We start from the raw sequence: 25,742 nt of genomic DNA on the forward strand, positions 1-25,742 counted from the left end.
GACAATATTACATTTTATTTGAATACAATAATGAAGCAATCGCCCAAAATACATTTATAGTCTTTAAAAACCATTTTATAGCCGATAAGTCAGGAATTAAACGAGCGTTTAATTTTTAAAGTAATTTCATCGGGTGTAAAACTATCTCTATCGATTGTCTCTTGCCGTACGTCTATTCGAAAAATTTTGCGTGTTCTATTTTAGTTCTTTTGCTTGTTAATAAATAGAAAATCTCATAATTCATCAAAATGAATAAGCAATCTTTTTTTAGTATTCTAACCGCTGCGGTGATTCTTTCTTCATGTGGCAATAAAAATGATAAGTCGGCTCAGGCCGGAGGTGCTCCACAGGTAAAAGAATATAAAACGCTGACCTTACAACCTGAATCTGCAACTATGTATAGTGATTATCCTGCAAGCATTCAGGGACAACAAAACATTGAAATTCGCCCAAGAGTTGAAGGTTATATCGATAAGATTTTTGTAGATGAAGGTGCGGTTGTAAAAGTTGGACAGCCTTTGTTCAAAATTAGTGCGCCAGAATATGAGCAACAAGTTCGTACGGCATCTGCAAGCATTAAAAGTGCGCAGGCTGATGTTAGCGCTGCAAAATTGGCAGTAAACAAAGTAAAGCCATTAGTTGAAAAAGGAATCATCAGTAAATACGATTTAGAGTCTGCGCAATATACTTATGAATCGGCTTTGGCTTCTTTGGCTCAAGCCAATGCAAGTTTGGTGAATGCCAAAACTAATTTAGGATATACAACAGTAACAAGTCCAGTTAATGGTGTTGTTGGTTCAATTCCGTTTCGTTTAGGAAGTTTGGTAAGTTCAAATACTGCCGAGGCTTTAACGACAGTTTCAAGCATTGGAAATGTGTACGCATACTTCGCTATAAATGAAAAGAAACTTTTAGATTTTACACAGAGCTCGTCTCCGGGTTCGACATTGGCACAAAAAATCCAAAATATGCCAGCAGTTTCATTACTTCTTTCTGATGGTTCACCTTATCCAGAAAAAGGACGCGTTGAAACCGTAAACGGATTAATTAATACCGAAACAGGTTCGGTTACTTTCAGAGCGCGTTTTGCCAATCCAAAAAGTATTATCAGAAGTGGAAGCAGCACAACAGTTCGAATTCCAACTGATGTAAAAGATGCTATAATTATTCCGCAAAGCGCAACCTATGAACTTCAAGATAAGCTTTTTGCAGTGGTTGTTGGGAAAGATGGAAAAACAAAAAGCACCAACATTACAGTTATGGAAAATGGTGCAGGAAATTATTATGTAGTTACAAGCGGCTTAAAAACGGGTGATCAAATCGTTTTAGAAGGTGTAGCAACCTTAAAAGATGGAACAGAAATAAAAGCCCAAAATGAAAACGCTGAAAAAGTTTACGCCGATTTAAAATAAAATCAAATGTTTAAAAAATTTATACAACGACCAGTACTTTCAACAGTAATATCGGTCATTATTGTTATTCTAGGTGTTTTAGGACTTATTGAGTTGCCTATTTCTCAATACCCTGATATCGCACCACCAACGGTAAATGTCTCGGCAAGTTATACCGGAGCCAATGCCGATGTGGTATTGAAAAGTATCGTAATTCCGCTTGAAGAGCAAATCAATGGAGTAGAAAACATGACTTACATGACTTCTACAGCAACCAATGACGGAAATGCTTCAATCAAAATCTTTTTCAAAGTAGGTACAAATCCTGATTTGGCAGCGGTAAACGTGCAAAACAGAGTTTCGAGAGCAACAAGTTTACTGCCGGTAGAGGTAACTCAGGCAGGGGTTACTGTAACTAAAAGCCAGAGCAGTAACTTGTTGATCTTCTCGTTATATAGCGATGATAAAACATACGATCAAACTTTTCTTCAAAATTATGCCAAGATCAACTTGGTGCCTCAAATTCAGCGTGTAGTTGGGGTGGGTGATGTTACGGTTTTTGGTGCAAAAGATTACTCAATGCGAATCTGGTTGAAACCAGACATAATGCAACAATATAAGCTGATTCCGAGTGATATTTCGGCAGCATTAGCAGAACAAAATATTGAAGCGGCGCCAGGTAAATTTGGTGAAAATGGAAATCAGGCTTTTCAATATGTGATCAAGTACAAAGGACGTTTAACAAGCGCAAAAGAATTTGAAGACATTGTAATAAAATCGGTTGGAAATGGCCAAATGTTGCGATTGAAAGACATTGCCAAAGTAGAATTAGGATCTTTGAGTTATGCATCAACAATTAAAACAAACGGTGTAGAATCTGCGGCAATGGCAATTAGCCAAACGCCAGGCTCGAATGCACGTGACGTAATCATCAATTCTAAAAAACTGATTGAAGAAGCAGCAAAAAGCTTCCCAAAAGGAGTAAAATATACTGTTTTAGTTGATGTTAATGAAAATTTGGATGCTTCCATTGAAAAAGTAATCCATACTTTGATTGAAGCTTTTATTCTGGTTTTCATTGTTGTTTTTATTTTCCTTCAAGATTTCAGATCGACATTAATTCCGGCAATTGCGGTTCCGGTTGCGATTGTAGGAACCTTTTTCTTCCTGAATTTATTCGGATTTACGATTAATTTATTGACGCTTTTTGCGATGGTTCTAGCCATTGGTATTGTCGTCGATGATGCCATTGTGGTCGTTGAGGCGGTGCACGCCAAACTCGATCACGGCTATAAGTCGGCTAAAAAAGCCACTATTCATGCCATGGACGAAATTTCTGGAGCAATCATTTCGATTACTTTAGTTATGGCGGCGGTATTTATTCCGGTAACTTTTATCAACGGATCAACGGGAGTTTTTTATAAACAATTTGGTATTACATTGGCTATTGCTATTATTCTTTCAGCAATTAATGCGTTGACTTTGAGTCCGGCTTTGTGTGCACTTTTGCTAAAACCACATGCAGACGATCATAAACATAAAAGTTTTTTACAGCGTTTTTACACATCATTCAACGTTGCATTTGATAATGTAACCGAAAGATACAAACGTTCAGTAAGTTTTTTATCAGTAAAAAAATGGATTGCTTTGGCATCAATTGTCATCGCAGGTGTTGCATTGGTTTATATGATGAAAACTACGCCATCGGCATTTGTGCCTTCAGAAGATCAAGGAACTGTTTTTGCGAATATTAGTTTGCCACCATCGGCATCAATGGAACGTTCTGATGTAATTGCTAAAAAAGTAGATAGCATCGCGCAAAGTATTCCGGGAGTTAAAAATACACTTCGTATCGTGGGTCAAAACTTCACAGCGGGAGCGGGTAGTGCGTATAGTATGGTAATTGTGAAATTGAAACCTTGGGACGAACGTGATTTAAGTGTTGATGATGTAATTGGTCAATTATTTGCTAAAACAAGCGGTATTCGTGAGGCTAACATTTTCTTTATTTCGCCTCCAACCATTCAAGGTTTTGGACAAAGTGGCGGATTCGAATTTCAATTGCAAGATAAAGGTGGGCATACTACTGCAGAATTTTATAAAGTCAATAATGAATTTTTGGCAAAACTATCTGAGCGTCCAGAGATTCAATATGCTACAACGCCTTTTAATCCTGGTTTCCCACAATATATGATGGAAATTAATTTGGCTAAAGCCAAAGATGCAGGCGTTTCGGTAAATACGATTTTATCAACGATGCAAGGTTATTATGGAGGATTGTATGCTTCAAATTTCAATAAATTCGGAAAACAATATCGTGTTATGATTCAGGCTTCACCGGAGTTTAGAACCAATAAAGAGGGATTGAACAAAATATTTGTTAGAAACGGTGCCGGAACAATGGCTCCAATTACTGAATTTGTCAATATGACCAGAGTATTCGGGCCAGAATCGATTTCAAGATTCAATTTGTTTACGTCTATTTCGATTACAGGAGCGCCAAAACCTGGTTACAGTTCGGGAGATGCGATTAAAGCAATTCAGGAAGTTGCCGCAGAAAGTCTTCCAGCTGGTTATGGCTATGAGTTTTCAGGATTAACGCGTGAAGAATTAGCTTCAGGAAGCGAGACTATTTTCATTTTCTTATTGTGTTTGGTTTTCGTTTATTTCTTGCTGAGTGCACAATATGAGAGTTATATTTTACCTTTTGCAGTTTTATTTTCAATTCCGTTTGGATTGGCAGGAGCGTATTTGTTCTCGATAATTTTCAAATTGAATAGTAATATTTATCTCCAAATTTCCTTAATCATGTTGATTGGGCTTTTGGCGAAAAACGGAATTCTTATTGTCGAATTTGCTTTAGACAGAAGGCGAAAAGGTTTGCCAATTGTTCAAGCGGCTATTGAAGGAGCAGTAGCACGTTTGCGACCAATTTTAATGACTTCGTTTGCCTTTATCCTCGGACTTGTGCCGTTGATGTTTGCCACTGGAGCAGGAGCCGTTGGAAACAGATCGATTGGAACTGGAGCTGTAGGCGGAATGTTGATTGGAACCATTTTAGGAGTTTTTGTAATTCCGGTCTTATTTATCATTTTCCAGACTTTGCAAGAAAAAGTCAGCGGTCCGGCCAAAGAAAGTTATGATGATGAAGATGATGAGGAAGTTCATTTATTGGAAACTCACAAAGAGTAAAATTTAATTAAAAAAGAGATGACTAATAGTTCAAATAAATATATTTTGTTGGTAATGACAGCCGCACTTTTGAGTGCGTGTTCGGTTACCAAAAAGTACGAACGTCCGACCACAATTTCGACAGATAAATTGTATCGTGATCAGGCTTCCGCCGATACCACTACGATTGCTGATATGCCTTTTCAAAGTGTTTTTAAAGATGAAAAACTAAACGCATTAATTCAGAAAGGATTACATCAAAATCTAAATCTAAAAAATGCAATTGAAAATATCGTGCAAGCGAGAGCTTCTTTGCGTCAAAGCAAATTGGCTTATTATCCAACTTTACAATTGGACGCCAATGCAACGCACACCAAACAATCTGAAGCAGGATTGAATTTTCCAGCAGGAATCAATATCAATACGCTTACAACCACTTATAAATTAGGTTTAAGTACTTCTTGGGAAGCAGATATTTGGGGAAAATTGAGCAGTTCTAAAAGAGCAGCTTTGGCGACATATTTGGCAACAGACGCAGCAAAACAGGCTATACAGACGCAATTGATCTCGGATATTGCAAATAATTATTTTAGGCTTTTGGCTTTTGACAAATCGCTTAAAATCACGCAGGAAACATTAGAAAGCCGTATAAAAAATGTCGAAACAATAAAAGAATTAAAAGAAGGTGCAATTGTTACAGGTGCGGCTGTTGTTCAAAGTGAAGCCAATCAACATGCGGCTGAAGTTTTGATTCCGGATTTAAAACAGAGTATTCGAGAAACAGAAAACGCTTTGAATATTTTATTAGGACAAGCACCGGGGCCAATTGACAGAGGCGAATTAGATTCACAGATTGTTCCTGAAAGCCTTACGATTGGAGTGTCGTCTCAATTATTGCAAAATCGTCCGGATGTTCGTCAAGCCGAATTTAATTTCAGAACTGCTTTTGAAATGACAAATATGGCAAAAACGTATTTTTATCCGAGTTTGACACTTACGGCAAGTGGCGGATTTTCGAATTTAGAATTGAAAGATTTCTTTTCAAATTCGGTTTTCTATTCCTTAATTGGAGGATTGACACAGCCCTTATTCAATCAAGGTCGTAACAAATTGAGATTGACAACGGCTCAATCACAGCAATTACAAGCTTATAATAATTTTCAGCAAAGCCTTTTAGTAGCGGGTCAGGAAGTTTCAAATGCTTTATATTCCTATCAAATGGCTGTTGAAAAAGAAGATTCAAGACAAAAACAAATTGATGCATTGATAAAAGCAGTCGATTATACACAACAGCTTTTAGAATACAGTTCGGCAACCAATTATACAGACGTTTTAACATCTGAACAGAATTTACTAGCAGCACAATTAAGCGGAATTAATGATAATTTGCAAAAATTGCAGGCAGTTGTTGATTTGTACCGAGCTTTAGGCGGAGGCTGGAAATAGTAATTAATTTATAATGATAAAAACGCCCCGAATTTCGGGGCGTTTTTTGATTTAGATATTTTCTGAATCTGTCTTGCTGAGCGAAATCAAATCATAATCGCAAAAATGAGATATAAAAATTTTATTTTAGTAATCTGACTTTAAATAAAATATGGAAAAAGAAAATACCACAAAAAGAAAAATTTTGCCAAGTATTATTTTTATCTTGGAATTGTATGTGCTACCAATGCAGTTTTATTTGTTTTATGAAGGATCTGGATTTACTTTTTTAAGCACTACCGTGCGATTTTTTAGTTTTTTTACAATTCTCACTAATTCTATAGTATTCTTGTGGTCTGCATTGTTTTTATTTGGAGGAAAATCTAATATTAAATCTTTCTTTTCTAAATGTGCTACAATTACGGCAATCACAGTTTACATTCTAATTGTTGGAATTGTTTTTAATTTGCTACTACGTTCTGTTGCGCATTTAGAAGGCCAACATCGTATTGTAAGTGAAATTTTCCATACTGTTGTGCCAGTTTTGTTTTTTGTTTATTGGTTGTTATATGTCAATCCAGAAAAAATCTCTTTTAAGGTTATTTCGTTTTGGCTTATTTACCCAATTATTTATATGATTTATACTTTGTGCCACGGAATGTTGACTAATTTTTATCCCTATCCTTTTGTAGATGTAACAAAAATAGGTTTGGAGAAAGCAATTATAAATGGATTTTTTGTTTTGGTGGCGTTTGTGGTTTTATCTTGTATTCTGATTTTCATTTCTAATAAAAGAAGTAAAAATGGAAGTTAATTTCTGAAAAAAAACTTAGTAGCTTAGAATCTTAGCACCTTAGTATCTAAAATTAAAATTTTGCCTTAAAGTGTTTGATGTTGAAGTTTTTAGATTTGATTACTTTTCCTTTGTCGGTAATCATCAAACAAGAATATTCGGGGAATTTTTCAATCAAGAGCAAGCCTTCTTTTTGGCCTAAAACCATAATTGAAGTACTGAGTCCATTTGCGTTTTCGGCATTTGGACCAAAAACCGTTACGCTGCATAAACCTGTTGCGGGATAACCCGTTGCGGGGTTAATAATATGCGAATAACGCTTGCCGTTAAAAATAACAAATTTTTCATAACTGCCAGAAGTTGTGACAGCTTGCTGTTCAAGTGGAACAACTGCCAAAAGTTTTTCAGGATCAAACGGATTTGTAATGCCAATTTTCCATGGTGTTCCGTTTGGTTGTTTTCCCCAGGTGCTCATATCACCAGAACCATTTATAATTCCGGCTTTTATTCTTTTTGCTAGCATCATGGCGCGGCATTTATCGGTGGCATAACCTTCGCCTAAAGCGCCAAATCCGATTTTCATTCCTTTCAATTTTAGAAAAATTGTCGATTGTATACTGTCTAAAATAATGTTTTTGTAACCAACTTTCTCTACCGATTTTTTTATGGCTTCCGCCGAAGGCATTTCGGTCATCGAACCGTCAAATTTCCAGATTCGGTCCATTGCGGCAAAACTTACATCAAATCCGCCATTGGTAATTTCAGATAATTTCAGGGCTCTTTGAGCAAGTTCAAAAACTTCACGATCGACTTTTATGGGTTTTATTCCCGCATTCTGATTTACTTCTGAAACTTGAGAAGTTGGCTTCCAGTCTGATATTAGGTTTTCAATTCTTGAGATTTCGGCAATTACCAAATCAATATTTTGTTCCGCTGTTAATGAATCATTTGCTACAATTGTTATATCGAAACGTCCACCCATCAAAAGAGTAGTTCTTTTTCGCAATACTTGGGCATTGCCCGAAAAGAAGGATAAAATTGCAAAAAAGAATAATAGCCGATATACTAATTTTGGCTTCATGATATAAATTTTTTAATAGCAATCGGTCAGTAATTGCCCATTGTTTTTATATTCGGATACATTTTTGAGTCCATTTGCAAGACATAATTCATTTAAAATAGTTTCAACATCTTTTTGCATCGCAAGTGAACCGCAAATCATGATAATACCGCCAATTTTTAATAAATCAACAAAAAAATCAGCATCGCGTTTGATCAAATCCATTACATAAAAATGATTGTTTTCGCGTGATAAAGCCAAGTGGAAATCCTTGAGCTGGTTTTTCTGAATCATTTCAGAAGCAAATTTTTTATAGCTCAAAACCATTTCGGTTTCCATTCGGAATCCAGAATACAAATGCGTCTCCGTTTTTTTCTTGTTTTGTTCAATCATTCCAAGAAAAGGCGCAATTCCGGTTCCGTTCGAAATCAAGGCAACTTTTGAAGCTTTTTTCGGAAAATGAAAAGCCTGATTATTGATGATTCTTGCTTTGATGACTTTTCCAGCTGTTAATTCGTTTAAAAAAACAGAACCTAATCCGTGCTGGTGCAATTTAACAACCAATTGTATATTGCCAGAATGATTTCCAATAGAATAAAGACGCTCTCTGCTGTCATTTGCAGGATAAATTGCCAATAAATCTCCCGAAGTAAATTTGGTTCTCATATTAGCTCGTAAAGTCAGCATAAAAGTTTGTTCTGATTCCGACACTAAAGTTTTGTCTAAAACCATTAATTTTTGCAGACCTTTTGGGGCATGATTGTAAAGAGAAGGTGTTGTCGATAATGAAATTCCTGTTTTGGCACTCCATAATTTAATCCATTCCACAAATTCTACTGCTGATTTATCGTTTACGGTTTGCAATTCTAAAAAGCGTTCTGCCCAATTTTGCTTTTGTAAAAGTTGATCGATTTCAACGGCAAAACCACAAAAATCTGGATACGATTTTGATCCAAAACCAACTACAGAAAAATTAATTTTTTGTTGTTGATTGTGTTTTTTCAGCATTGAAATAAATTTTCTACCATTAGATGGGGCATCTCCTAAACCGTGTGTAGATGAAAAAACAATAATATGTTCTGCTTTTGGAAAAACGGTAAAATTATTCAGTTCAGAAATGTGTGCTTTATGGCCTTGATCAATCAATTGTTTCAAAATGGCATTGGCGAAACGCAAAGTGCTTCCGTTTTCAGAACCGGCTAAAAGAATGATGGAGCTTTCTGCCGCCTTGAATTTGTTTTTGATTCGGCTAGACCTTCTTTTTAAAGTAATTGCAAAACCAGAATAGATGAAAAATAGAATATTTAAACATGCAATGGCTAAAATAATAGCCCAAACGGCATTTATTCTTCCTGTATGAATATCCAAACTTAAATCGGCCAATTGAATTGTCATTGGCGAAAGCTTTTCACTAACTATCGCACCCGTAACTTGGTTTACTTCAATTTCACGATCTTTTAATTCGATGATGTAATATTCCTCTGGATCATCTGTAAAAGGAAATTCAATTTTCTTAACATCAGATAATAATGTCGTTTTGAAAATAGAAGTTTTTTTGGCTTCCGCCGAAAGTTCTGTTTTTACGGGTTTTGCTTTTTCATCTCCCATAAAGAAATTAAATCTTTCAAGAGACAAATAAGTTCCTGTAAGCGCAATAATCAAAATCGGAATTAAAGCAAGCCTTCCAAAAATAACATGATAATATTGAGCAAAATATTCTTTGATTACTTTCGAAAAGAAATTTCGAATTCCTCTTTGCCTGCTCAAGACAAGCATAAATCCTGAAATCGAAATTAGAAATAATAAAAATGAAATCACGCCAACGAAAAAACGTCCCGTTTCGTGAAGAAATAAGGAGCGGTGAAGACTAGTGATCCATTGAATAAATTCGCTTTTTTTTGCCGGAGTTCCTAGTATTTTCCCTGTTCTGACATCAATAAAAGATTTAATGTCATTTCCATCTTCATCAATAGCTTGAAGTGTTACAAATTGATTGTAATCAACACTTAATTCAGTGATTTCAGCATATTTCTTTTTTAAAATTGGGAGTGTTTCTCCTAAAGTTAAGGCGCTAAAATTTTCTGTTTTGTATGGCAATGTTTTTTCCTGAACGGCATCAACAGCAAGAATAATTCCTGTTACAGATGCTAGCAGTAAAAACAAAGAAGAAAACAAAGCCAGAGCCAAGTGTGTGTAACGCCAAAAAGAAAGAGTCATTGAATGTAAGCTATTGTAATATAATGAAATGTAATAAGCTTTGTCAAAATTTAAAACTTTGACAAAGCTATATTTTTTTAGTTTAAGCTAGAATTAAATTTTGTTCAATCGTACGTATCTGATGTAGCCTTTTCCTTCCGTTTTATCAGCTAAACCAGCTGTTGTCAACGGAATTTCAAGATCGCTCACGTAATATTTTTGATCCTCAACAGCCGATTCAAATCGCAATTTGTATCCTTTATTGATTTTAGAATCATCAATTTCGAAAGTAGTAACACTGCGGTCACCACCAGTAACTGATGCTCCTGAGATAGCGCTGATATCGTTACCTTTTGCAGTATGAAATTTATTCCATTCTTTTAATGATTTATACCATTTTTTATCATCTCCCATTACATAAAGTGTTTTCTCGTAATCGCCTTTTGGATTAATTAAAGAAACCACTATATATGCACCTTCGCCCATATAGTTTGACATTTGAAGCATGCATTTGTATTTGCTCGCTTGTGCATTAGATTGAAAAGAAATAAGGCAGATAAGAACACTTGTAAGTGCGATTTTTAGAATTGATTTCATTTTTTGTTAATTATGAATTATGAGTTATGAATTATGAGTTAAAGAATTGAATTCATAACTCATACTTCATAACTTTTTAAATTTATTTTAAAAACTCGATTGCAATATTTTGTTTTGTTAACGACTCATTTTCTTTTGCTAAAGCATAAGCACTTTCGTCAAATTCTGTTGTAAGTTCTTTTTTAGCGCCTATAGAAAGCAAATATTTCAAGATAGTATCATCTTTTGCAACCATTGCCGCTTTATGCAAAGCGGTGATTCCATCTTTGTTTTTTGCATTTACATCAATATTCAAAGGAGCTAATTTTTTAAGCAAAGATAAATCGTTTTTCGCGGCTGCAAAATGATATAAAGTGCTTCCATCTTTTTGCGGAGCAGCAAGATTTAAGCCTTTTTCTTGAAGCAGTTTTGCTTTTGCATCAAAAGTATCTTGTTTTGGATCTGGTCTATAAGCTTGTACCAAGTAAAAACCTAGATTATTTCCGTCTTTATCTTTTACATTAACATCGGCGCCTTTTCCTAAAAGAAGTGCCACAGCCTCTGGAGTTCCAGATTTTACCGCCATTGTCAAGGCCGATTCTCCTTTAGCATTCTGTAAATTGATGTTTTTAGCAACTGGCAATAAAACTTCTAAAGAACCATTTTCTCTGGCGCCTGCTGCAATCATAAACGGCGTATTTCCGTCGCTGTTTACTTTGTTTGCATCTACGCCTTTTGAAAGGAAATAAGAGAGGGTTTCTTTTTGATTTGGTTTTGCTGCTAATAAATGCAATACATTTTCGCCAGATTTTCCAGTTACAGTTGGTTTTAATTTTAATTCTTCAACTAGAAATTTATAAGCGTCAAGAGAAGTCGTTTCTCTACGGTTTCCTTGAGTTGCTATAAGAAGCGCATTGTCAGTATATTTGACTTTTCTGTCCAATAATTTTTTCAAAAGAGCAATATTTCCAGTTTTAGCTGCATAATCAAAAGCGGTGCTTCCGTTAGTATCAACGTCTTTTAGCGATAAACCTTTCGTGATTAAATAATCAGTCAGTTTTAACTCTTTATCAGAAGGAATAGCCAAAAGAAGCAAGTTTTCTCCATCTTTATATTTTTTCTTCGGATTGATTCCTGCCTTAAAAAAAGCTTCGTAAAGCGCTGGATCAAATTGCCCGCTGGTAGCAGCAAAAACAAGAGGCGTAGTCCCGTGGCTGTCCTCAAAATTAATGTCAGAACCTTTTGTAATCAAATATTGAACTAATTCAGTATTTCCTCTGTAAGCTGCCCAATGTAAATAAATACGATTGTCATGAGTAGATTTGCTTACAGGGTTTCCAGGTTGATCTAATAAAAATTTTATGCTTTCTAAAGGTGCGTCGTTGTTGATTGCAAGAGTAGTTACGTCAAAGGCATTTGCATTAGCTGCTGCAGGATTGTTTCCTTTTGCTATTTCTGCTTTAACCGTATTCACATCTGGCGCAGTTTTCCAAAATGAAGCGTCTAATAAAGTGTTTTTTTGTTGCGCACTAACAAATAAAGCAGTAGTTAATGCCAAAGAAAGAAAGAAATTCTTTTTCATATTTTGGTATTTGTTGTTTTTCAATTTGTTAAAAGTTGTAGCTTTTTTGAGATGAAAATCATTTCTGAAAGCTATTCTATTTAGAATAAATAAAAATAACGCAAATGTAAAAATTAATCTCAGTAAATCAATTTATTTGATGCAGAAACTTTGCTTTTAAGCATATTTTAAACCTTTTCTTCTTGAATTAGCTTTTATAAGACTAATAAGAAGAATAAAAGTTTAATTGAGATCAAAACTTTTTTATGGTGCAAAAAGCTATAATTCTGATTAAATATTAATTTAGTAGCCGTTTCCCAAAATAAAACCCTAAAATCCAAAACACTTGTAAATGGAGAATATTACTGTAATCATAATGTTGTTGTTTGGCGTTGCTTTTTTGAGCTTGATAAGCAAAAGATATAATTTCCCTATCCCGATTGTATTAGTGCTGTGTGGTGTGGCTATAAGTGTAGTTCCAGGACTTCCGGTAGTTGCTTTGAATCCAGAAGTAGTTTTTATTATCTTTTTGCCACCGCTTTTATATCATGCGGCTTGGTACACCAGCTGGTTTGAGTTTAAGAAAACAATTCGCCCTATTACGCTTGCTGCCGTCGGATTGGTTTTGTTTACAACACTTGCAGTGGCTATTGCAGCACATATGCTAATAGATGATATCTCTTGGCCGTTAGCATTTTTGCTAGGTGCAATTGTCTCACCTCCAGATGCCGTTTCTGCAACTTCAATTACAAAAGGACTTGGACTCCACCCGAGATTAATTGCGATTCTTGAAGGCGAAAGCTTGCTCAATGATGCCAGCGGTCTTGTAGCTTACAAATATGCACTTGCGGCAATCGTAGCGGGTAATTTTGTGTTATGGGAAGCTGGATTGAACTTTTTTATCATGTCGACATTAGGCATCGCAATAGGTTTGGCTGTAGGCTATGTGATGAGCATTATTCACACAAAATTTGTTTGCGATGATATAATCGAGGCGACATTGACACTTTTGACGCCTTTTGCTTCTTATTTGCTTGCCGAGCATTTTGAGTGCTCGGGAGTTCTTGCAGTTGTTACTACAGGACTTTTTCTTTCAGCACGATCAGGAAAGATTTTTACGCACGAGAGTCGCATGATGGCCGGTACAATCTGGAATATTTTGACGAACATATTAAATGGACTTATTTTTATTTTAATTGGCTTGCAGCTTCGTCATATCATTTCAGGAATAAGCAATTATTCTGGAACAGCTTTGTTTATTTGGGGAGCGAGTATTAGTGCTGTTGTTATTTTGGTGCGTTTTTTATGGATTGTTCCCGCGACATTGCTTCCGAGATTTCTCAGCAAGAGAATCCGTAAGAATGAGGAATTTGATTATCGAAATATGATAATTTTTGGCTGGTCAGGAATTCGTGGTGTTGTTTCTATGGCCGCAGCATTGGCTTTGCCATTGATGATAAATGAAAAGGAAGGATTTCCGCTCCGCAACCTAATTATATATTTAGTTTTTTGCGTCATACTTTCGACTTTGGTGATTCAAGGACTTACACTTCCGTGGCTTATTAAAAAGCTAAAAGTACAGCCATATTCAATTTTGGCAGAGGAATATCAGATTCGGAATATCATTGTTTCTGAAACGATAGCTCATATTGAAGATAATTTTTCGCTTTTAAATGATGATTTGCTTCATAATATTAAAAGCAAATATGAAGTCAAATTTAATCGTTTGCAGAAAACAGAACTTCCCGCCAATTTCTTCGGAAAAGGAAATGTAATGGGAGGGGAGATATTTAATGATTTCACCAAACTGCAAATCGATTTACTCAATGTAGAAAGAGTAAAATTAGAAGTAATGCATAAGCAAGGTGAAGTCAATGAAGAAATTTTCAGAAAAATAGAAAAAGAGCTCGATCTTGAAGAAACACGCCTTTGGATGGAAATGTACGAGGAATAAAAGCAATTAAATAATTAGAAAATTTGATAATTAGATAATTGATTTGACTCAATTTTAGAAATCCATTTAGTGTTGTAAAATAACTTATATTTACATCTCATATTATTTATTTCATGGAAGAGAATAAACATGTAACGATCTATGATATTGCAGAGAAGTTGAATTTAGCGACTTCTACAATATCAAGAGCTTTAAAAGATCATCATTCAATAAGTGATAAAACGATAAAAAAAGTCAAAAAAGCAGCCAAAGAAATGGGATTTGTTCCAAATACTTTGGCAGCAGGTTTGCGTGGCAATAAAACAAAGACAATTGGTGTTTTGATTCCAACGGTTACACAGCCCTTCTTGTCATCGCTAATTAGCGGTATTGAAATAACGGCGCAAAAATCGGATTATTCTGTAATTATTATGCAGTCCCATGATTCTTATCACGACGAAGTAAATATGGCCAAATCATTGTACAGCAACCGCGTAAGTGGTGTTATTTGTTCACTTGCAATGGAAACAAGAGATACGGCACATTTTGAGCAATTTTCAAACAATAATATCCCGCTTGTATTTGTCGACAGGGTACCCAAGGATTATAATACTTTTAGAGTTGTAATTGACAATTATTCGGCTGGTTATAAAGCGACAAAGCATCTTATTGAGCAAGGCTGTCTTAGGATAGCACACTTAACTGCTGGAGCAGAATTTGGAAATCTATATAATGAAAGAAAACGAGGCTACATGGAAGCCTTAAAAGATCATAATTTGCCAATAATTGATGAATTGATTGTTGACTTGAAATCGGTTACATATGAAGATGGAGTAAAAGCAAGCAATAAATTATTTGATCTGAAGCCATTACCTGATGGGATTTTTGCCTCTGGAGATATTATAGCCGTAAGTGCCGTGCAAACTGCAAAGAAAAGAGGGATTAAAGTTCCAGAAGATTTGGCAGTCATTGGTTTTAATAATGATCCTATTTCTGAAATAATCGATCCTAATATTTCAACAATTACGCATCCTGCTGAAAAAATGGGAAAAGCGGCTGCCGAAATCATCATAAAAAACTTGAAATCACTTAAAGAGAGTGAAGTGCAAGAAATCACATTCTTAAATACTGAAGTTCTTGTAAGAGAATCGTCAAAAAGAAATAAAGATAAAGACATAAAAAGTAAAGCCTAAGCATTAGATTTCTAGTAACAACATTCTGAAATTTAAAAAAGAGCGTTAGCTCGATCTATATTGTAGAGCCAAATTTCAGTCAGGTTGACGTATGCATTTAATTCAAAGCATTTTTGAGCAATAAAAATTGGCGGATTCATTTTTTCCATTTTTTATTTTCCTATTTTAGAAGAAAGCTCCAAAATGTTTTTGCTGATAATGTTTTTGTCCGAATGCGTTTTGGCTAAACCAAGTGCCATTTCAAAATTATGTTTCGCTTTCAAATTATCAATATCAGTATATAAATTTCCGAGTAGCGAATAATAAAAATGATTTTCGGTCAAATTCAGTTTTTCGGCTTCGATAACGGCTTTTCGTTTTCCCATAACTTTTGATAATGCAAAAGTTCGGTTTAATGCTACAATTGGCGAATATTCCAAAATGATCAAATGATTATAGAGTTCCAGGATGCTTTTCCATTTTTCCGAGGTATCGCTTTTCAGCGTATGCCAATAAGCGATTCCGGCTTCAAGATGATATTTTGAAAGCGTATCTCCAACAGATGATTTTCCTAAGAAATAAGCGCCACGATCAATCAATTCCTGATTCCAAAGCGCTTCGTTTTGATCTTCATACAAAATAATTTCGCCGTTTTCTGAAGTTCTGGCTTCAAATCGGGAAGAGTGAAAGCACATCAGCGCCATCAGAGCATTTGTAGAAGGCAAATTTGTTGTCGCATTCTGAATCAATAAATAGACCAGGCGCATAGCTTCGGCACAAAGATCTTTTCGTAAAGTTGTATTTTGAGAAGTAGAGTAGTAGCCTTCGGAATAAAGCAGGTAAATTGTTTTTAAAACCGTATCGATTCGGTCTTTGATGGCACCAATATTCGGACTTTCAATTTTAATGTTTTCTTCTTTGAGTTTTTCTTTGGCGCGATTTATTCGTTTGTAAATCACTTCTTTATTTGATAAAAAAGCATCTGCAATTTCGCTTATTCCAAAACCGCATAATAAATTCAATGCCAACGCAATTTGCGCTTCATCTGAATTGCAAGGATTGCAAACTGCAAAAATCATCGCCAGCTGACTATCAGCAATATTTTGTTCTGATAAATCAATTTCGATTTCCTCACCATTTAATGGTGAAGTATATTTAATTTCAGAAACGATTTTCTTTTCGAAAATATCCGTTCGCTTAAAATGGTTTTTGGTTTTGTTTTTTGCAACCGTATAAAGCCAAGCCGTCGGATTCTCAGGAATTCCTTTTATTGCCCAAGTCTCCGAAGCGGCCAAAAAAGTATCGCTCACAATATCCTCGGCAATTTCAATATGATGAATCCCAAACAAACTGCAAAGCACCGAAACTATTTTTTGGTACTCTGTTCGGAATAAATTGGGTATAAGCTCTTTGTTTTCCAATTATGAGTTTTGAGTTATGAGTTTTGAGTTTTGAATTATGAGTTTTGAATTATCAACTCCTAATTCATAACTCAAAACTCATAATTATTTTTAAACCGCCATTCTGATTTCAACATTGCCTCCAAAGTTCAAGACAGGGCAATCTTGGGCAATTGCAGTGGCTTCATCATAATCTTTGGCTTTAATAACGATTAATCCACCAATAGATTCTTTGATTTCTACAAAAGGTCCGTCGGTAATTCCTTTGTTTGAAGTTACCAGTTTTCCCTTTCCGTCCCAGCGTTGTAAAGGTCTGGCTAATTTATCTTGAGCAGCAAGACTTCCAAACCAGTTTTGCCATTGTTGCAAATGTTGCTGATATTCTTCTGGCGAAGGCTGGAGTTCTTTGGTTGTAAAATCTCTTCTGAAAATTAATATGAATTCGTTCATTTTGTTTCGTTTAAATGATTTATAAAAAAGAAAGCTGTTTTTATAATGATATAAATTTAGTGTTTTTACCAAAATAAAAACAGCCCAGTTTATTTATCCAAATTGGCCCACTCTGTAAGTTCCAGGAGTATTCGCAAAAGCGATGTTAAGACGATTCCACATGTTGATTGTGCCAATGGCAAGCGTAAGATCGATTAATTCTTCTTCAGAGAATTCAGCTCTTGCGATTTCGTAGATTTCATCTGGCACATCACAAGCATTTACAGCTTCGGCATAAGCAAGTGCAACTCTTTCTCTTTTTGTAAAATACGGAGTTTCTTTCCAAGCGCTTAAACCAAACAAACGCTGTGTTGTTTCGCCATGCGCCATCGCTTCTTTGGTATGCATATCAATACAATAAGCGCAATTGTTGATTTGAGAAATTCTAATTTCGACTAATTCAAAAAGTGATCTTTCAAGTTCTGATTTTTTCAAATAACCGCTAATGCCAAATAATGTTGAGATTGCTTTTTGACCTTTTTCGAATACGTTAATTCTAGTTTCCATGATGTATAATTTTAAATGTTATACCCTAATGACAACTGAACTTTAAGAATTGGACAAAATTTTGAAAAAAAAATGCAGAAAAAATTAAAAGACCAATGTTTTCGGGCTAATTTGAAGGTGTTCAAGCTTTTTTCCGACTAAAGTTTTCTCTCCAACCGACTGAAATCCGAGATTTATATACAATTTTTTGGCATTCGGATTATCTTCATCAACCAATAATCCCAAAGTTTGATTGTTTTTGGTCACATATTCTGCAATCAGAAATTGAAGTATTTTTGAACCAATTCCTTTTCCCTGATATTTCGGATTAACGCCCAAGGAATCAATATAAAATTCACCAGCTTTGGTTTCTAATTCAGGATCAAATTCTCGATTAAAATTGCTTCGGACGTATTCAATTATTGGATTTCTCAAAACTTCTAAATCGGCACCATTATAAATATTTACGGCACCAATGATTTCATTGTTTTCTTCGGCAATAAAACAATTTTGATAGGAATATTGATTGTTTTCTTTCCCAATGAAAAACTGCAGGAAATCTTTCGCGGAAGTGTAATCCTCTTTTTTGATGAATTTATAAATGATGTCTTCCATTGCCAATAATAATATTGGCGCAATTTGTTCTGAATCTGATATTTTAGCTTTTCGGATAATCATTCTTAGTAACCTTTAATTTTAGCAAATTTAAGGTTTATTTAAACACTTAGATGTATAATAGATGCCAAGAAGCTTTGTCAAAGGTTAAAACTTTGACAAAGTTCTATGAAAATATTTTAATGCATTTTGGGATTTCCAAATTGAATAAATCAGAAGCGGTGACGGTTAATAAGCCGAGTTAAATTCTAGTATACAGTTAGGAGAACCGGTCTATAATTTTCTGGACATTGCCAATAAAAATTTCGGTGTTTTTGATTTCTTGTTTGATTGATGGTTCATAATACAATAATTTGTATTGCTCTACCATAGCATTTTTTTGATATTTAATAATCGATTCAAAACTTCGGATTTCATTTTCATCATGCCTTTTCAATTCCCTTTGTTTACCCTTTAAATAATGCAAAGATTTTTTTAACCTTTCAATGTCTAATTTGTCCAAGCTGTAATTTCTTAAAAATTAATAAAACAAGCGATTAGTCAGAATGATAAGTTTCAAAATGCCCAAAAAGCAATTTCATTTCACAATCCAACTATTTTTACCTTAACTACGATAAAATGTGACATTTGGATTTTGCATTATTTAAAAAAAGCTAGAAATATTTTTAATTTTAAAAACAGATAAAAATAAAGTATTTGAAATTCAGTTGTTTACATTTGAAAAAAGTATTTCCATATGTTTGTTTTTTTACAGATTTTAAATACAAACTGCTCCAAATCTGAGAGAAATCAATTAATGATTTGTGAAATATCTACCGATATTGGATAAAAATATACCAATTCAATAATTCAAACCACTCGTATCTTTGTTAGTATATTTTAATATAAAAATTTAAAAAAATGAAAGCAATAGGATTTAAAACATCATTAAAAATAGAAGAAAAGGAAAGTTTTATAGAATTTGAAACTCAAAAACCTGTGCCGGGTGCACACGATTTATTAGTAAAAATTGACGCAATTTCAGTAAATCCGGTCGATTTCAAGATTCGCCAGAACAGCGCTAAAGATACAGTGCTTGAAACACCAAAAATTATTGGCTGGGATGCCGTTGGAATTGTGCAGGCCGTTGGAGAAAAAGTAACATTGTTTGAAGTGGGCGATCCGGTTTATTATGCTGGAGATATTACAAAACAAGGAAGCAATGCTGAATATCAAATTATTGATGAGCGTATTGTAGGCAGAAAACCAAAATCACTAAGTATTGAAGAAGCCGCTGTAATTCCGTTGACCGCTTTGACTGCTTGGGAAATATTGTTTGACCGAATTAGAATCAGCGCCGAAAAAGACAGAGGAAAATCGATTTTAATTATCGGTGGAGCGGGTGGTGTTGGCTCGATAGCGATTCAATTGGCTAAGAAAATTGCAGGATTAACTGTTATTGCAACAGCGTCGCGTTCTGAAACAATTGATTGGTGCAAAAGCCAAGGTGCTGATTATGTGGTCGATCATAAAAATTTGATTGCTTCAGTCAGAGCGGCAGGTTTTGAACATGTTGATTTTATTTTGGATTTTGTCGATACCAATGCTTATTGGGACATCATGACTGAAATGATTAAACCTCAAGGACACATTGCGTCAATCACAGGGAGTAGCAACCCTGTTGCATTAAACAGTTTGAAAAGCAAAAGTGTTTCCTTTTCTTGGGAATTAATGTACACACGCTCAATGTTTCAAACCGAAGATATGATTGAGCAACATCACATTTTGAATAAAGTTGCCGACTTGCTTGATGACGGAGTTTTAAAAACGACTTTAAATCAAACGTTAAACGGACTAACAGTTGAGAATTTAAAGAAAGCGCATCAACTTTTGGAATCAGGAAAAACCATTGGAAAAATTGCTATTAAGTTTTAAAATAACGAGATAGTTGTTAAGTATCGAAGATTTCTGCTTTTCTGATAATCATTTGAAGAAATTTTTTGCACAATGTACGTTTTGTACAGAAAAAACTTTAACTAATTAATTGTTTGTGATATAACAAAATGTTGTATTTTGGTTTTCTTGTGAAATTTAATTGTAAATGAAACTTTTAAAACCAAAATAAAACTATCATGATTTCAAAAAACACAGATCTTGGATTATTAGTATTACGTATCAGCGTTGGAGGTTTAATGCTTTTTCATGGAGTAGCAAAATTGCTTCACGGAATTTCTTTTTTAGTAGAAAACATGGGAACATTTGCCTATGCCGTTTATATTGGTGAGGTTTTGGCTCCTTTGCTTATTTTATTAGGATGGAGAGCCAGAATTGGAGCTGTTATTTTTGCTATAAATTGCATTGTAGCTATAGCAGTGGCTCATTCACAAGATATGTTTTCAATTAGTGATCATGGAGGTTATGCAAATGAATTATTGATGCTGTATCTTTTAGGCTCGATTGCTTTGTTCTTTACAGGAGCTGGAAAATTTGCAGTTTCAAAAACAAATCAATGGGATTAATTTCTTTCTAAAATAGTATAAATAGAAAAGCTCTAAATTTTTGATTTAGAGCTTTTTTTATTTTATCCCTTTCATTTTGAATATATATGGTATCATTTTGATAAATTTTCTAAGAGCTTATTCAGAATGGTTTTTGGTATGTGGTTTACAATTAGATATTTACAATTTTTATGATTGCTCTGGCACACCTTTTGTTTTTTACTAATTAATAGCTGGGGGGATTTTTATAAAGACCGCTTTTTAATTTTTAAAAAATATAATGATGAAAACGAATAAAAATAGAAGTAAAGAAATCACAAAAGAATATTTTTCAAATAAATCGAGACGAAACAAAGATCGATTAGTCAACTTAATGGTGTTTACCGTAGTTCTTTTTATCACTGTTTTGTTAATTACTAAAATAGTTTAGTGTTGTATGAACGCGATTCAGCATAGAATTGACGTACCTGTCTTTTCTTCTGTCGGAAAAATTAGTGAAGCTCATGATTTTTTTATCGAAGAAGCAAGAGCCGAACATATTCTTTATTTAAATGAAATTTGCGAAGAAACACTATTGTCCGCAAAAGCTCGCGGAACTGGGATTTCAGGCCGACCACCTGAATTGCTTTCGGAAAAAATGAAAAAAGGTGAAGCCGTTATTGCATTTTCGCAAGATGGAAAATGGGCAGGTTTTGCTTTTATTTCTTCCTGGGAAAATGGACGTTATGTTTCAAATTCTGGATTAATTGTCGCTCCCGAGTTTAGAAATACAGGATTGGCAAAAAAAATTAAAAAAAAGATTTTTGAACTCAGTCGTACAAAATACCCTGATGCAATGCTATTCAGTTTAACGACAGGCCTTACCGTCATGAAAATGAATCATGAACTCGGTTTTGAACCGGTGACGTACGCTGAACTAACAAAAGACGAGCATTTTTGGGAAAACTGCAAAAGCTGTATCAATTGTCCGATTTTATTAAGTAAAGAAAGAAAAAACTGTTTGTGTACTGCAATGTTATTTGATCCCGAAAAAAACAGGAAAGAAGTTTCAAATTCTCGTTAATTGAGCTTTAAAAGCTTTTTTTATGCTATTTTTGCGCTAAAATTACCCAATTATTTACTAAAATAGCAATGAAATCATTTTCTGTATTTTTCTTTTTTGTTCTTTCCCTTTCTATGAATGCCCAATCAGTAAATGGAGTTGTAAATGACGCTGATGGAAAACCATTATCAGACGTTTTGATTCGTAATCTTATTTCGAAATTTCATGCGCATTCTAATTTTGAAGGGAAATTTGTTCTAGAAAATACTGTTGTGAATGATAGTATCGAAGTTTCGAAAAGAGGTTTCGCAACCATAAAAAGTAAGATTCAAAACACGGAATCTATTGCGATTGTATTGACAGAAAAACCTTTTCTGCTTGAAGAAGTTGCCATTACAAACAATCTGAAATATCTGAATACCATTTCAAAGATTGATTTAGAAATCCAACCGATATCGAATTCTCAGGATTTATTGCGGAAAATTCCCGGATTATTCATCGGTCAGCATGCTGGTGGAGGAAAGGCCGAACAAATTTTCCTGAGAGGATTTGATTGTGATCATGGAACAGATATTAATATATCCGTTGATGGAATGCCAGTAAATATGGTTTCGCACGCTCACGGACAAGGATATTCAGATCTTCATTTTGTGATTCCAGAAACAGTTGATAATATCGATTTTGACAAAGGTTCTTATTTTGCCGATAAGGGAGATTTTACAACTGCGGGCTATGTTGGTTTTAATACAAAAAATGCACTAGAACATAGTACGATTTCTTTTGAGGGCGGACAGTTTGATACTTTTAGGACCGTTGCTTTGTTTAATTTGTTAAATAAGGAAAATCAGTCGGCGTACTTTGCGGGAGAATACATGATGACCGATGGTTATTTTGATGCGCCTCAAAATTTTAATCGAATTAATTTGTTTGCAAAATATAACGCCAAACTAAACAACAGAGATCGAATAGCATTGTTTGTGTCTCATTTTAAAAGCCAGTGGGATGCGAGTGGACAAATTCCAGATCGTGCAGTGAATGATGGCACAATTTCACATTTTGGCGCTATTGATCCTAATGAAGGCGGAAATACAGACAGAACCAATTTCAATTTGCAGTATGATGCCAAAATTGATGAAAATACACAGATAAAAAATACGGCTTATTTGAGCAAATATGATTTTGAATTGTATTCTAATTTTACTTTTTTTCTAAATGATCCAGTAAACGGCGATCAAATCAAACAAAAAGAAAACAGGACAATTGTAGGTTTTCAGTCGGAATATGATCAAAAATTGGATGAAAACTGGCGTTTTAAGCTAGGAGCGGGATTGCGAAATGATAATAATAAAGATGTCGAATTATCACATACTTTAAACCGAAAAACAGTTTTGGATTATTTGAGTTTAGGAAATGTGAATCAGACGAATCTTTTTTCATTTACGAGTTTTGATTTTACTTCTAGGAAATGGCTTGTAAATGCAGGTCTTCGTGTGGATTATTTCAAATTTGGATATGAAGATCAATTGGCTTCGGTTTATACAAATCAAACAGAAAGCAAAGCTATTGTAAGTCCAAAATTGAACTTTTTATATACGCAAAATAACACTTTGCAATATTTCCTGAAACTAGGAAAAGGTTTTCATAGTAATGACACCCGCGTTGTAGTGGCGCAAAAAGGACAGGAAATTTTGCCTGAAACTTATGGAGCAGATTTAGGAATTAATTGGAAACCATTCCCAAGAATGATTTTGAATTCAGCGATTTGGTATTTGTATTTGGGACAGGAATTTGTGTATGTAGGAGACGAAGCGGTTGTAGAGCCAAGCGGTAAAACTCAAAGAAAAGGTTTTGATTTTGGTTTTAGATATCAATTAACCAATTGGCTATTCTGGAATACAGATTACACATATACGCATGCACGTTCTCTTGACGAGCCAAAAGGAAATGATTATTTGCCATTAGCACCAGTTCATACTTTAATGAACGGGTTTTCGGTAAAAGATTTAAAAGGTTTTTCGGGAAGTTTAAGAACCCGTTTCTTGGGGGATCGTCCAGCAAATGAAGACAATTCGGTTGTTGCAAAAGGCTATTGCATCACAGATTTCTCTGTAAATTATCAGATTAAAAAAGTATCAATAGGAGTGAACATTGATAATATTTTTGATACAAAATGGAAAGAAACACAATTCTTGACCGAATCAAGATTAGCAAACGAAACAGTTCCAGTTGAAGAAATTCATTTTACTGCAGGAACTCCATTTAATGCTCGATTGATTTTGAAATACAGCTGGTAAAAACTTAAAAATTGAGTCATAAAAAAGCGAGACTTTCTATAAACTAGAAATTGTCTCGCTTTTTCAATTAAAATCAGAAATCAAATTAACCGTGAGCTGCAACAGAAACGTCTGCCCATTCTTCCCAGGTTTTTAGTTTTTGTTCGTAAGTTTGTTTGGCAAATGGTAAGGCTACTTTTCCTAAAAATAGGCGCAAAGGAGGATTTTCGGCTTCAACTAATTTAATGATGGCAGGAACCGTAGCGCTTGTTTTTCCGAAAGTATCAGGATCATGTCCATCTGCGATTGCTTTTTTGATTCCGTCATAAGCTGGGATGCTTTCGCTGATGATTCCGTTACCCCAGATATCGGTAACATATCCGTTTGGTTCAACCAAAGTAACGTTAATTCCGAATTGTTTTACTTCTGAAGCCAGCGTTTCAGTAAGACCTTCAACAGCAAATTTAGAAGCATTATATAAACCAATGATTGGTAAAGTAGCGATCCCTAAAATAGAAGAAACCTGAATAATATGGCCGCTTTGCTGTTTTCTCATAATTGGCAATACCGCTTGTGTTAGCCAAAGCGTACCAAAGAAATTAGTTTCGAATTGTGCTCTTGCTTCTTGTTCTGTAGCTTCCTCAACAGCTCCGTTTAAAGCATAACCTGCATTATTAATCAGGATATCTATAGTCCCGAAATGCTGTTGTACTTTTTCTACCACTGCAAACGATTCTGAGCGGTTGTTTACATCTAGTTTAAGAGGTAAAATTGCCTCTCCGTATTGTGCTTTTAAGTCGGCTAGGGTATCAATATTTCTGGCTGTTGCAGCTACCTTGTATCCTTTTGCTAAAAATGCTTCTGTCCAGGCTCTTCCGAATCCTTTTGACGCTCCTGAAATTAAAATTGTTTTTGACATGTTTTCTAGTTATTAATTGTGAAATGTAAATTGATATTTGTTTTTATTGAAATTAATTTTTGTTATTGTTATTGAATTTTTGTAATATGACCAATCGGTCATTTTTTTAATAAAAAAAATTAGAAGCTGTTTTCCTCTATTATATTTTTGAGGGTTTTAGCGATGATTTTCATTTTATCGTTGTTGCCAGACATTCTTGAAATTAAATGGCCACCTTCCATCATGGCGAACATGATGACAGCAAATTCTTCGGCATTCCAGTTAGGCTTAAATTCTCCGTTGGCAATTCCTTTATTGACGCTGCTGGCTAATAATTGTTGATTGGCGTTACAACCTTTATTGATTTTCTCTTTTACAATAGGGTTGGTGTCGTCAGCTTCGGTTCCGAAATTTAATAAGGGACAACCACCAGTTAAAGGCGGATTCACGGCATTGCTAAAAAAATCGATATAAGCAAACAATTCTTCTTTTGCTGTTTTGCTTTTGCTGATTTCAGAAACTAGTTTATCGCCTAATTTTTTCATATTGTGATCAACAGCGGCGCAGGCAAGGACTTCCTTGTTTTCAAAATGAACGTACATGCTTCCTTTTGACAATTTGGTTGCCTCCATAATATCGCTCATAGAGGTTGCCGCAATCCCTTTTGTATTAAAAATTGGTGCTGCTTTTTCTATGATAAATTGTCTGGTTTCTTCTCCTTTTGCCATGATAGCTATTATTTATGGTACAAATATATGACCGATTGGTCATAAAAACAAATTTT

The 25,742-nt window shown here is 34.6% G+C and carries 20 protein-coding genes; 10 read left to right on the forward strand and 10 right to left on the reverse strand.

The features are described 5' to 3' along the window. The first annotated feature begins 248 nt into the window (after positions 1 to 248). From SCB73_RS15915 to SCB73_RS15930, 4 genes are all read left to right on the forward strand, one after another. Positions 249 to 1,412 carry an efflux RND transporter periplasmic adaptor subunit gene (locus SCB73_RS15915; RefSeq protein ID WP_320567187.1) on the forward strand — a complete coding sequence of 388 codons (1,164 nt, stop codon included), beginning with the start codon at positions 249 to 251 and terminating at the stop codon, positions 1,410 to 1,412. 6 nt (positions 1,413 to 1,418) lie between these two features. Beyond that, positions 1,419 to 4,583, forward strand: coding sequence for an efflux RND transporter permease subunit (locus SCB73_RS15920; protein WP_320567188.1), 3,165 nt, complete (start codon positions 1,419 to 1,421; stop codon positions 4,581 to 4,583). Positions 4,584 to 4,601: 18 nt separating this feature from the next. Continuing rightward, positions 4,602 to 6,008 carry an efflux transporter outer membrane subunit gene (locus tag SCB73_RS15925; RefSeq protein ID WP_320567189.1) on the forward strand — a complete coding sequence of 469 codons (1,407 nt, stop codon included), beginning with the start codon at positions 4,602 to 4,604 and terminating at the stop codon, positions 6,006 to 6,008. Positions 6,009 to 6,159: 151 nt separating this feature from the next. Further along, positions 6,160 to 6,801, forward strand: a complete 642-nt coding sequence (locus SCB73_RS15930) for a Pr6Pr family membrane protein (RefSeq protein WP_320567190.1) — start codon at positions 6,160 to 6,162, stop codon at positions 6,799 to 6,801. Positions 6,802 to 6,853: 52 nt separating this feature from the next. Here the strand turns inward: SCB73_RS15930 and SCB73_RS15935 are convergent, their stop codons facing one another. The 4 genes from SCB73_RS15935 to SCB73_RS15950 all read right to left on the reverse strand — a co-directional run bounded on the left by SCB73_RS15935 (position 6,854) and on the right by SCB73_RS15950 (position 12,194). Next, positions 6,854 to 7,861, reverse strand: a complete 1,008-nt coding sequence (locus tag SCB73_RS15935; RefSeq protein ID WP_320567191.1) for an FAD:protein FMN transferase — start codon at positions 7,859 to 7,861, stop codon at positions 6,854 to 6,856. Between the two features lie 12 nt (positions 7,862 to 7,873). Beyond that, on the reverse strand, positions 7,874 to 10,057 hold the full coding sequence (locus SCB73_RS15940; RefSeq protein ID WP_320567192.1) for a PepSY domain-containing protein: 2,184 nt from the start codon (positions 10,055 to 10,057) through the stop codon (positions 7,874 to 7,876). A gap of 93 nt (positions 10,058 to 10,150) precedes the next feature. Continuing rightward, a complete protein-coding gene (locus tag SCB73_RS15945) occupies positions 10,151 to 10,633 on the reverse strand; it encodes a DUF2271 domain-containing protein (RefSeq protein WP_320567193.1) in 483 nt (160 codons plus the stop codon). Positions 10,634 to 10,715: 82 nt separating this feature from the next. Continuing rightward, complete coding sequence (locus SCB73_RS15950; protein WP_320567194.1) at positions 10,716 to 12,194, reverse strand: ankyrin repeat domain-containing protein; 1,479 nt, start codon at positions 12,192 to 12,194, stop codon at positions 10,716 to 10,718. Positions 12,195 to 12,525: 331 nt separating this feature from the next. Between SCB73_RS15950 and SCB73_RS15955 the strand changes: the two genes are divergently transcribed. Further along, the gene (locus SCB73_RS15955) at positions 12,526 to 14,127 is read left to right on the forward strand and encodes a Na+/H+ antiporter (RefSeq protein ID WP_320567195.1); all 1,602 of its coding nucleotides are present in this window, start codon (positions 12,526 to 12,528) and stop codon (positions 14,125 to 14,127) included. Between the two features lie 113 nt (positions 14,128 to 14,240). Then, complete coding sequence (locus SCB73_RS15960; protein ID WP_320567196.1) at positions 14,241 to 15,299, forward strand: LacI family DNA-binding transcriptional regulator; 1,059 nt, start codon at positions 14,241 to 14,243, stop codon at positions 15,297 to 15,299. Between the two features lie 152 nt (positions 15,300 to 15,451). Here SCB73_RS15960 and SCB73_RS15965 read toward each other — a convergent pair whose 3' ends face one another. The 4 genes from SCB73_RS15965 to SCB73_RS15980 all read right to left on the reverse strand — a co-directional run bounded on the left by SCB73_RS15965 (position 15,452) and on the right by SCB73_RS15980 (position 18,331). Next, on the reverse strand, positions 15,452 to 16,699 hold the full coding sequence (locus SCB73_RS15965; protein ID WP_320567197.1) for an RNA polymerase sigma factor: 1,248 nt from the start codon (positions 16,697 to 16,699) through the stop codon (positions 15,452 to 15,454). A gap of 90 nt (positions 16,700 to 16,789) precedes the next feature. Further along, a complete protein-coding gene (locus SCB73_RS15970) occupies positions 16,790 to 17,128 on the reverse strand; it encodes a YciI family protein (RefSeq protein WP_320567198.1) in 339 nt (112 codons plus the stop codon). 93 nt (positions 17,129 to 17,221) lie between these two features. Next, complete coding sequence (locus tag SCB73_RS15975; protein WP_320567199.1) at positions 17,222 to 17,674, reverse strand: carboxymuconolactone decarboxylase family protein; 453 nt, start codon at positions 17,672 to 17,674, stop codon at positions 17,222 to 17,224. Between the two features lie 84 nt (positions 17,675 to 17,758). After that, positions 17,759 to 18,331, reverse strand: coding sequence for a GNAT family N-acetyltransferase (locus SCB73_RS15980; RefSeq protein ID WP_320567200.1), 573 nt, complete (start codon positions 18,329 to 18,331; stop codon positions 17,759 to 17,761). A gap of 837 nt (positions 18,332 to 19,168) precedes the next feature. Between SCB73_RS15980 and SCB73_RS15985 the strand changes: the two genes are divergently transcribed. The 4 genes from SCB73_RS15985 to SCB73_RS16000 all read left to right on the forward strand — a co-directional run bounded on the left by SCB73_RS15985 (position 19,169) and on the right by SCB73_RS16000 (position 24,081). Further along, a complete protein-coding gene (locus tag SCB73_RS15985; protein ID WP_320567201.1) occupies positions 19,169 to 20,182 on the forward strand; it encodes a zinc-binding alcohol dehydrogenase family protein in 1,014 nt (337 codons plus the stop codon). A 197-nt stretch (positions 20,183 to 20,379) separates the two neighbouring features. Then, positions 20,380 to 20,766 (forward strand): DoxX family protein, encoded by a 387-nt coding sequence (locus SCB73_RS15990; RefSeq protein ID WP_320567202.1) that lies wholly within the window; start codon positions 20,380 to 20,382, stop codon positions 20,764 to 20,766. A 415-nt stretch (positions 20,767 to 21,181) separates the two neighbouring features. Next, entirely contained in the window at positions 21,182 to 21,808 is a 627-nt protein-coding gene (locus SCB73_RS15995; RefSeq protein ID WP_320567203.1) for a GNAT family N-acetyltransferase, read from the forward strand. A 68-nt stretch (positions 21,809 to 21,876) separates the two neighbouring features. After that, positions 21,877 to 24,081, forward strand: coding sequence for a TonB-dependent receptor (locus SCB73_RS16000; RefSeq protein WP_320567204.1), 2,205 nt, complete (start codon positions 21,877 to 21,879; stop codon positions 24,079 to 24,081). A gap of 85 nt (positions 24,082 to 24,166) precedes the next feature. On the opposite strand, the gene SCB73_RS16005 is transcribed toward SCB73_RS16000, so the two are convergent. Both SCB73_RS16005 and SCB73_RS16010 read right to left on the reverse strand, forming a co-directional pair. Then, the gene (locus SCB73_RS16005) at positions 24,167 to 24,979 is read right to left on the reverse strand and encodes an SDR family NAD(P)-dependent oxidoreductase (RefSeq protein WP_320567205.1); all 813 of its coding nucleotides are present in this window, start codon (positions 24,977 to 24,979) and stop codon (positions 24,167 to 24,169) included. Positions 24,980 to 25,098: 119 nt separating this feature from the next. Continuing rightward, entirely contained in the window at positions 25,099 to 25,686 is a 588-nt protein-coding gene (locus tag SCB73_RS16010; protein ID WP_320567206.1) for a TetR/AcrR family transcriptional regulator, read from the reverse strand. Between the last annotated feature and the right edge of the window lie 56 nt (positions 25,687 to 25,742).

The sequence above is a fragment of the Flavobacterium sp. KACC 22761 genome, assembly GCF_034058155.1.
GTDB lineage: Bacteria > Bacteroidota > Bacteroidia > Flavobacteriales > Flavobacteriaceae > Flavobacterium.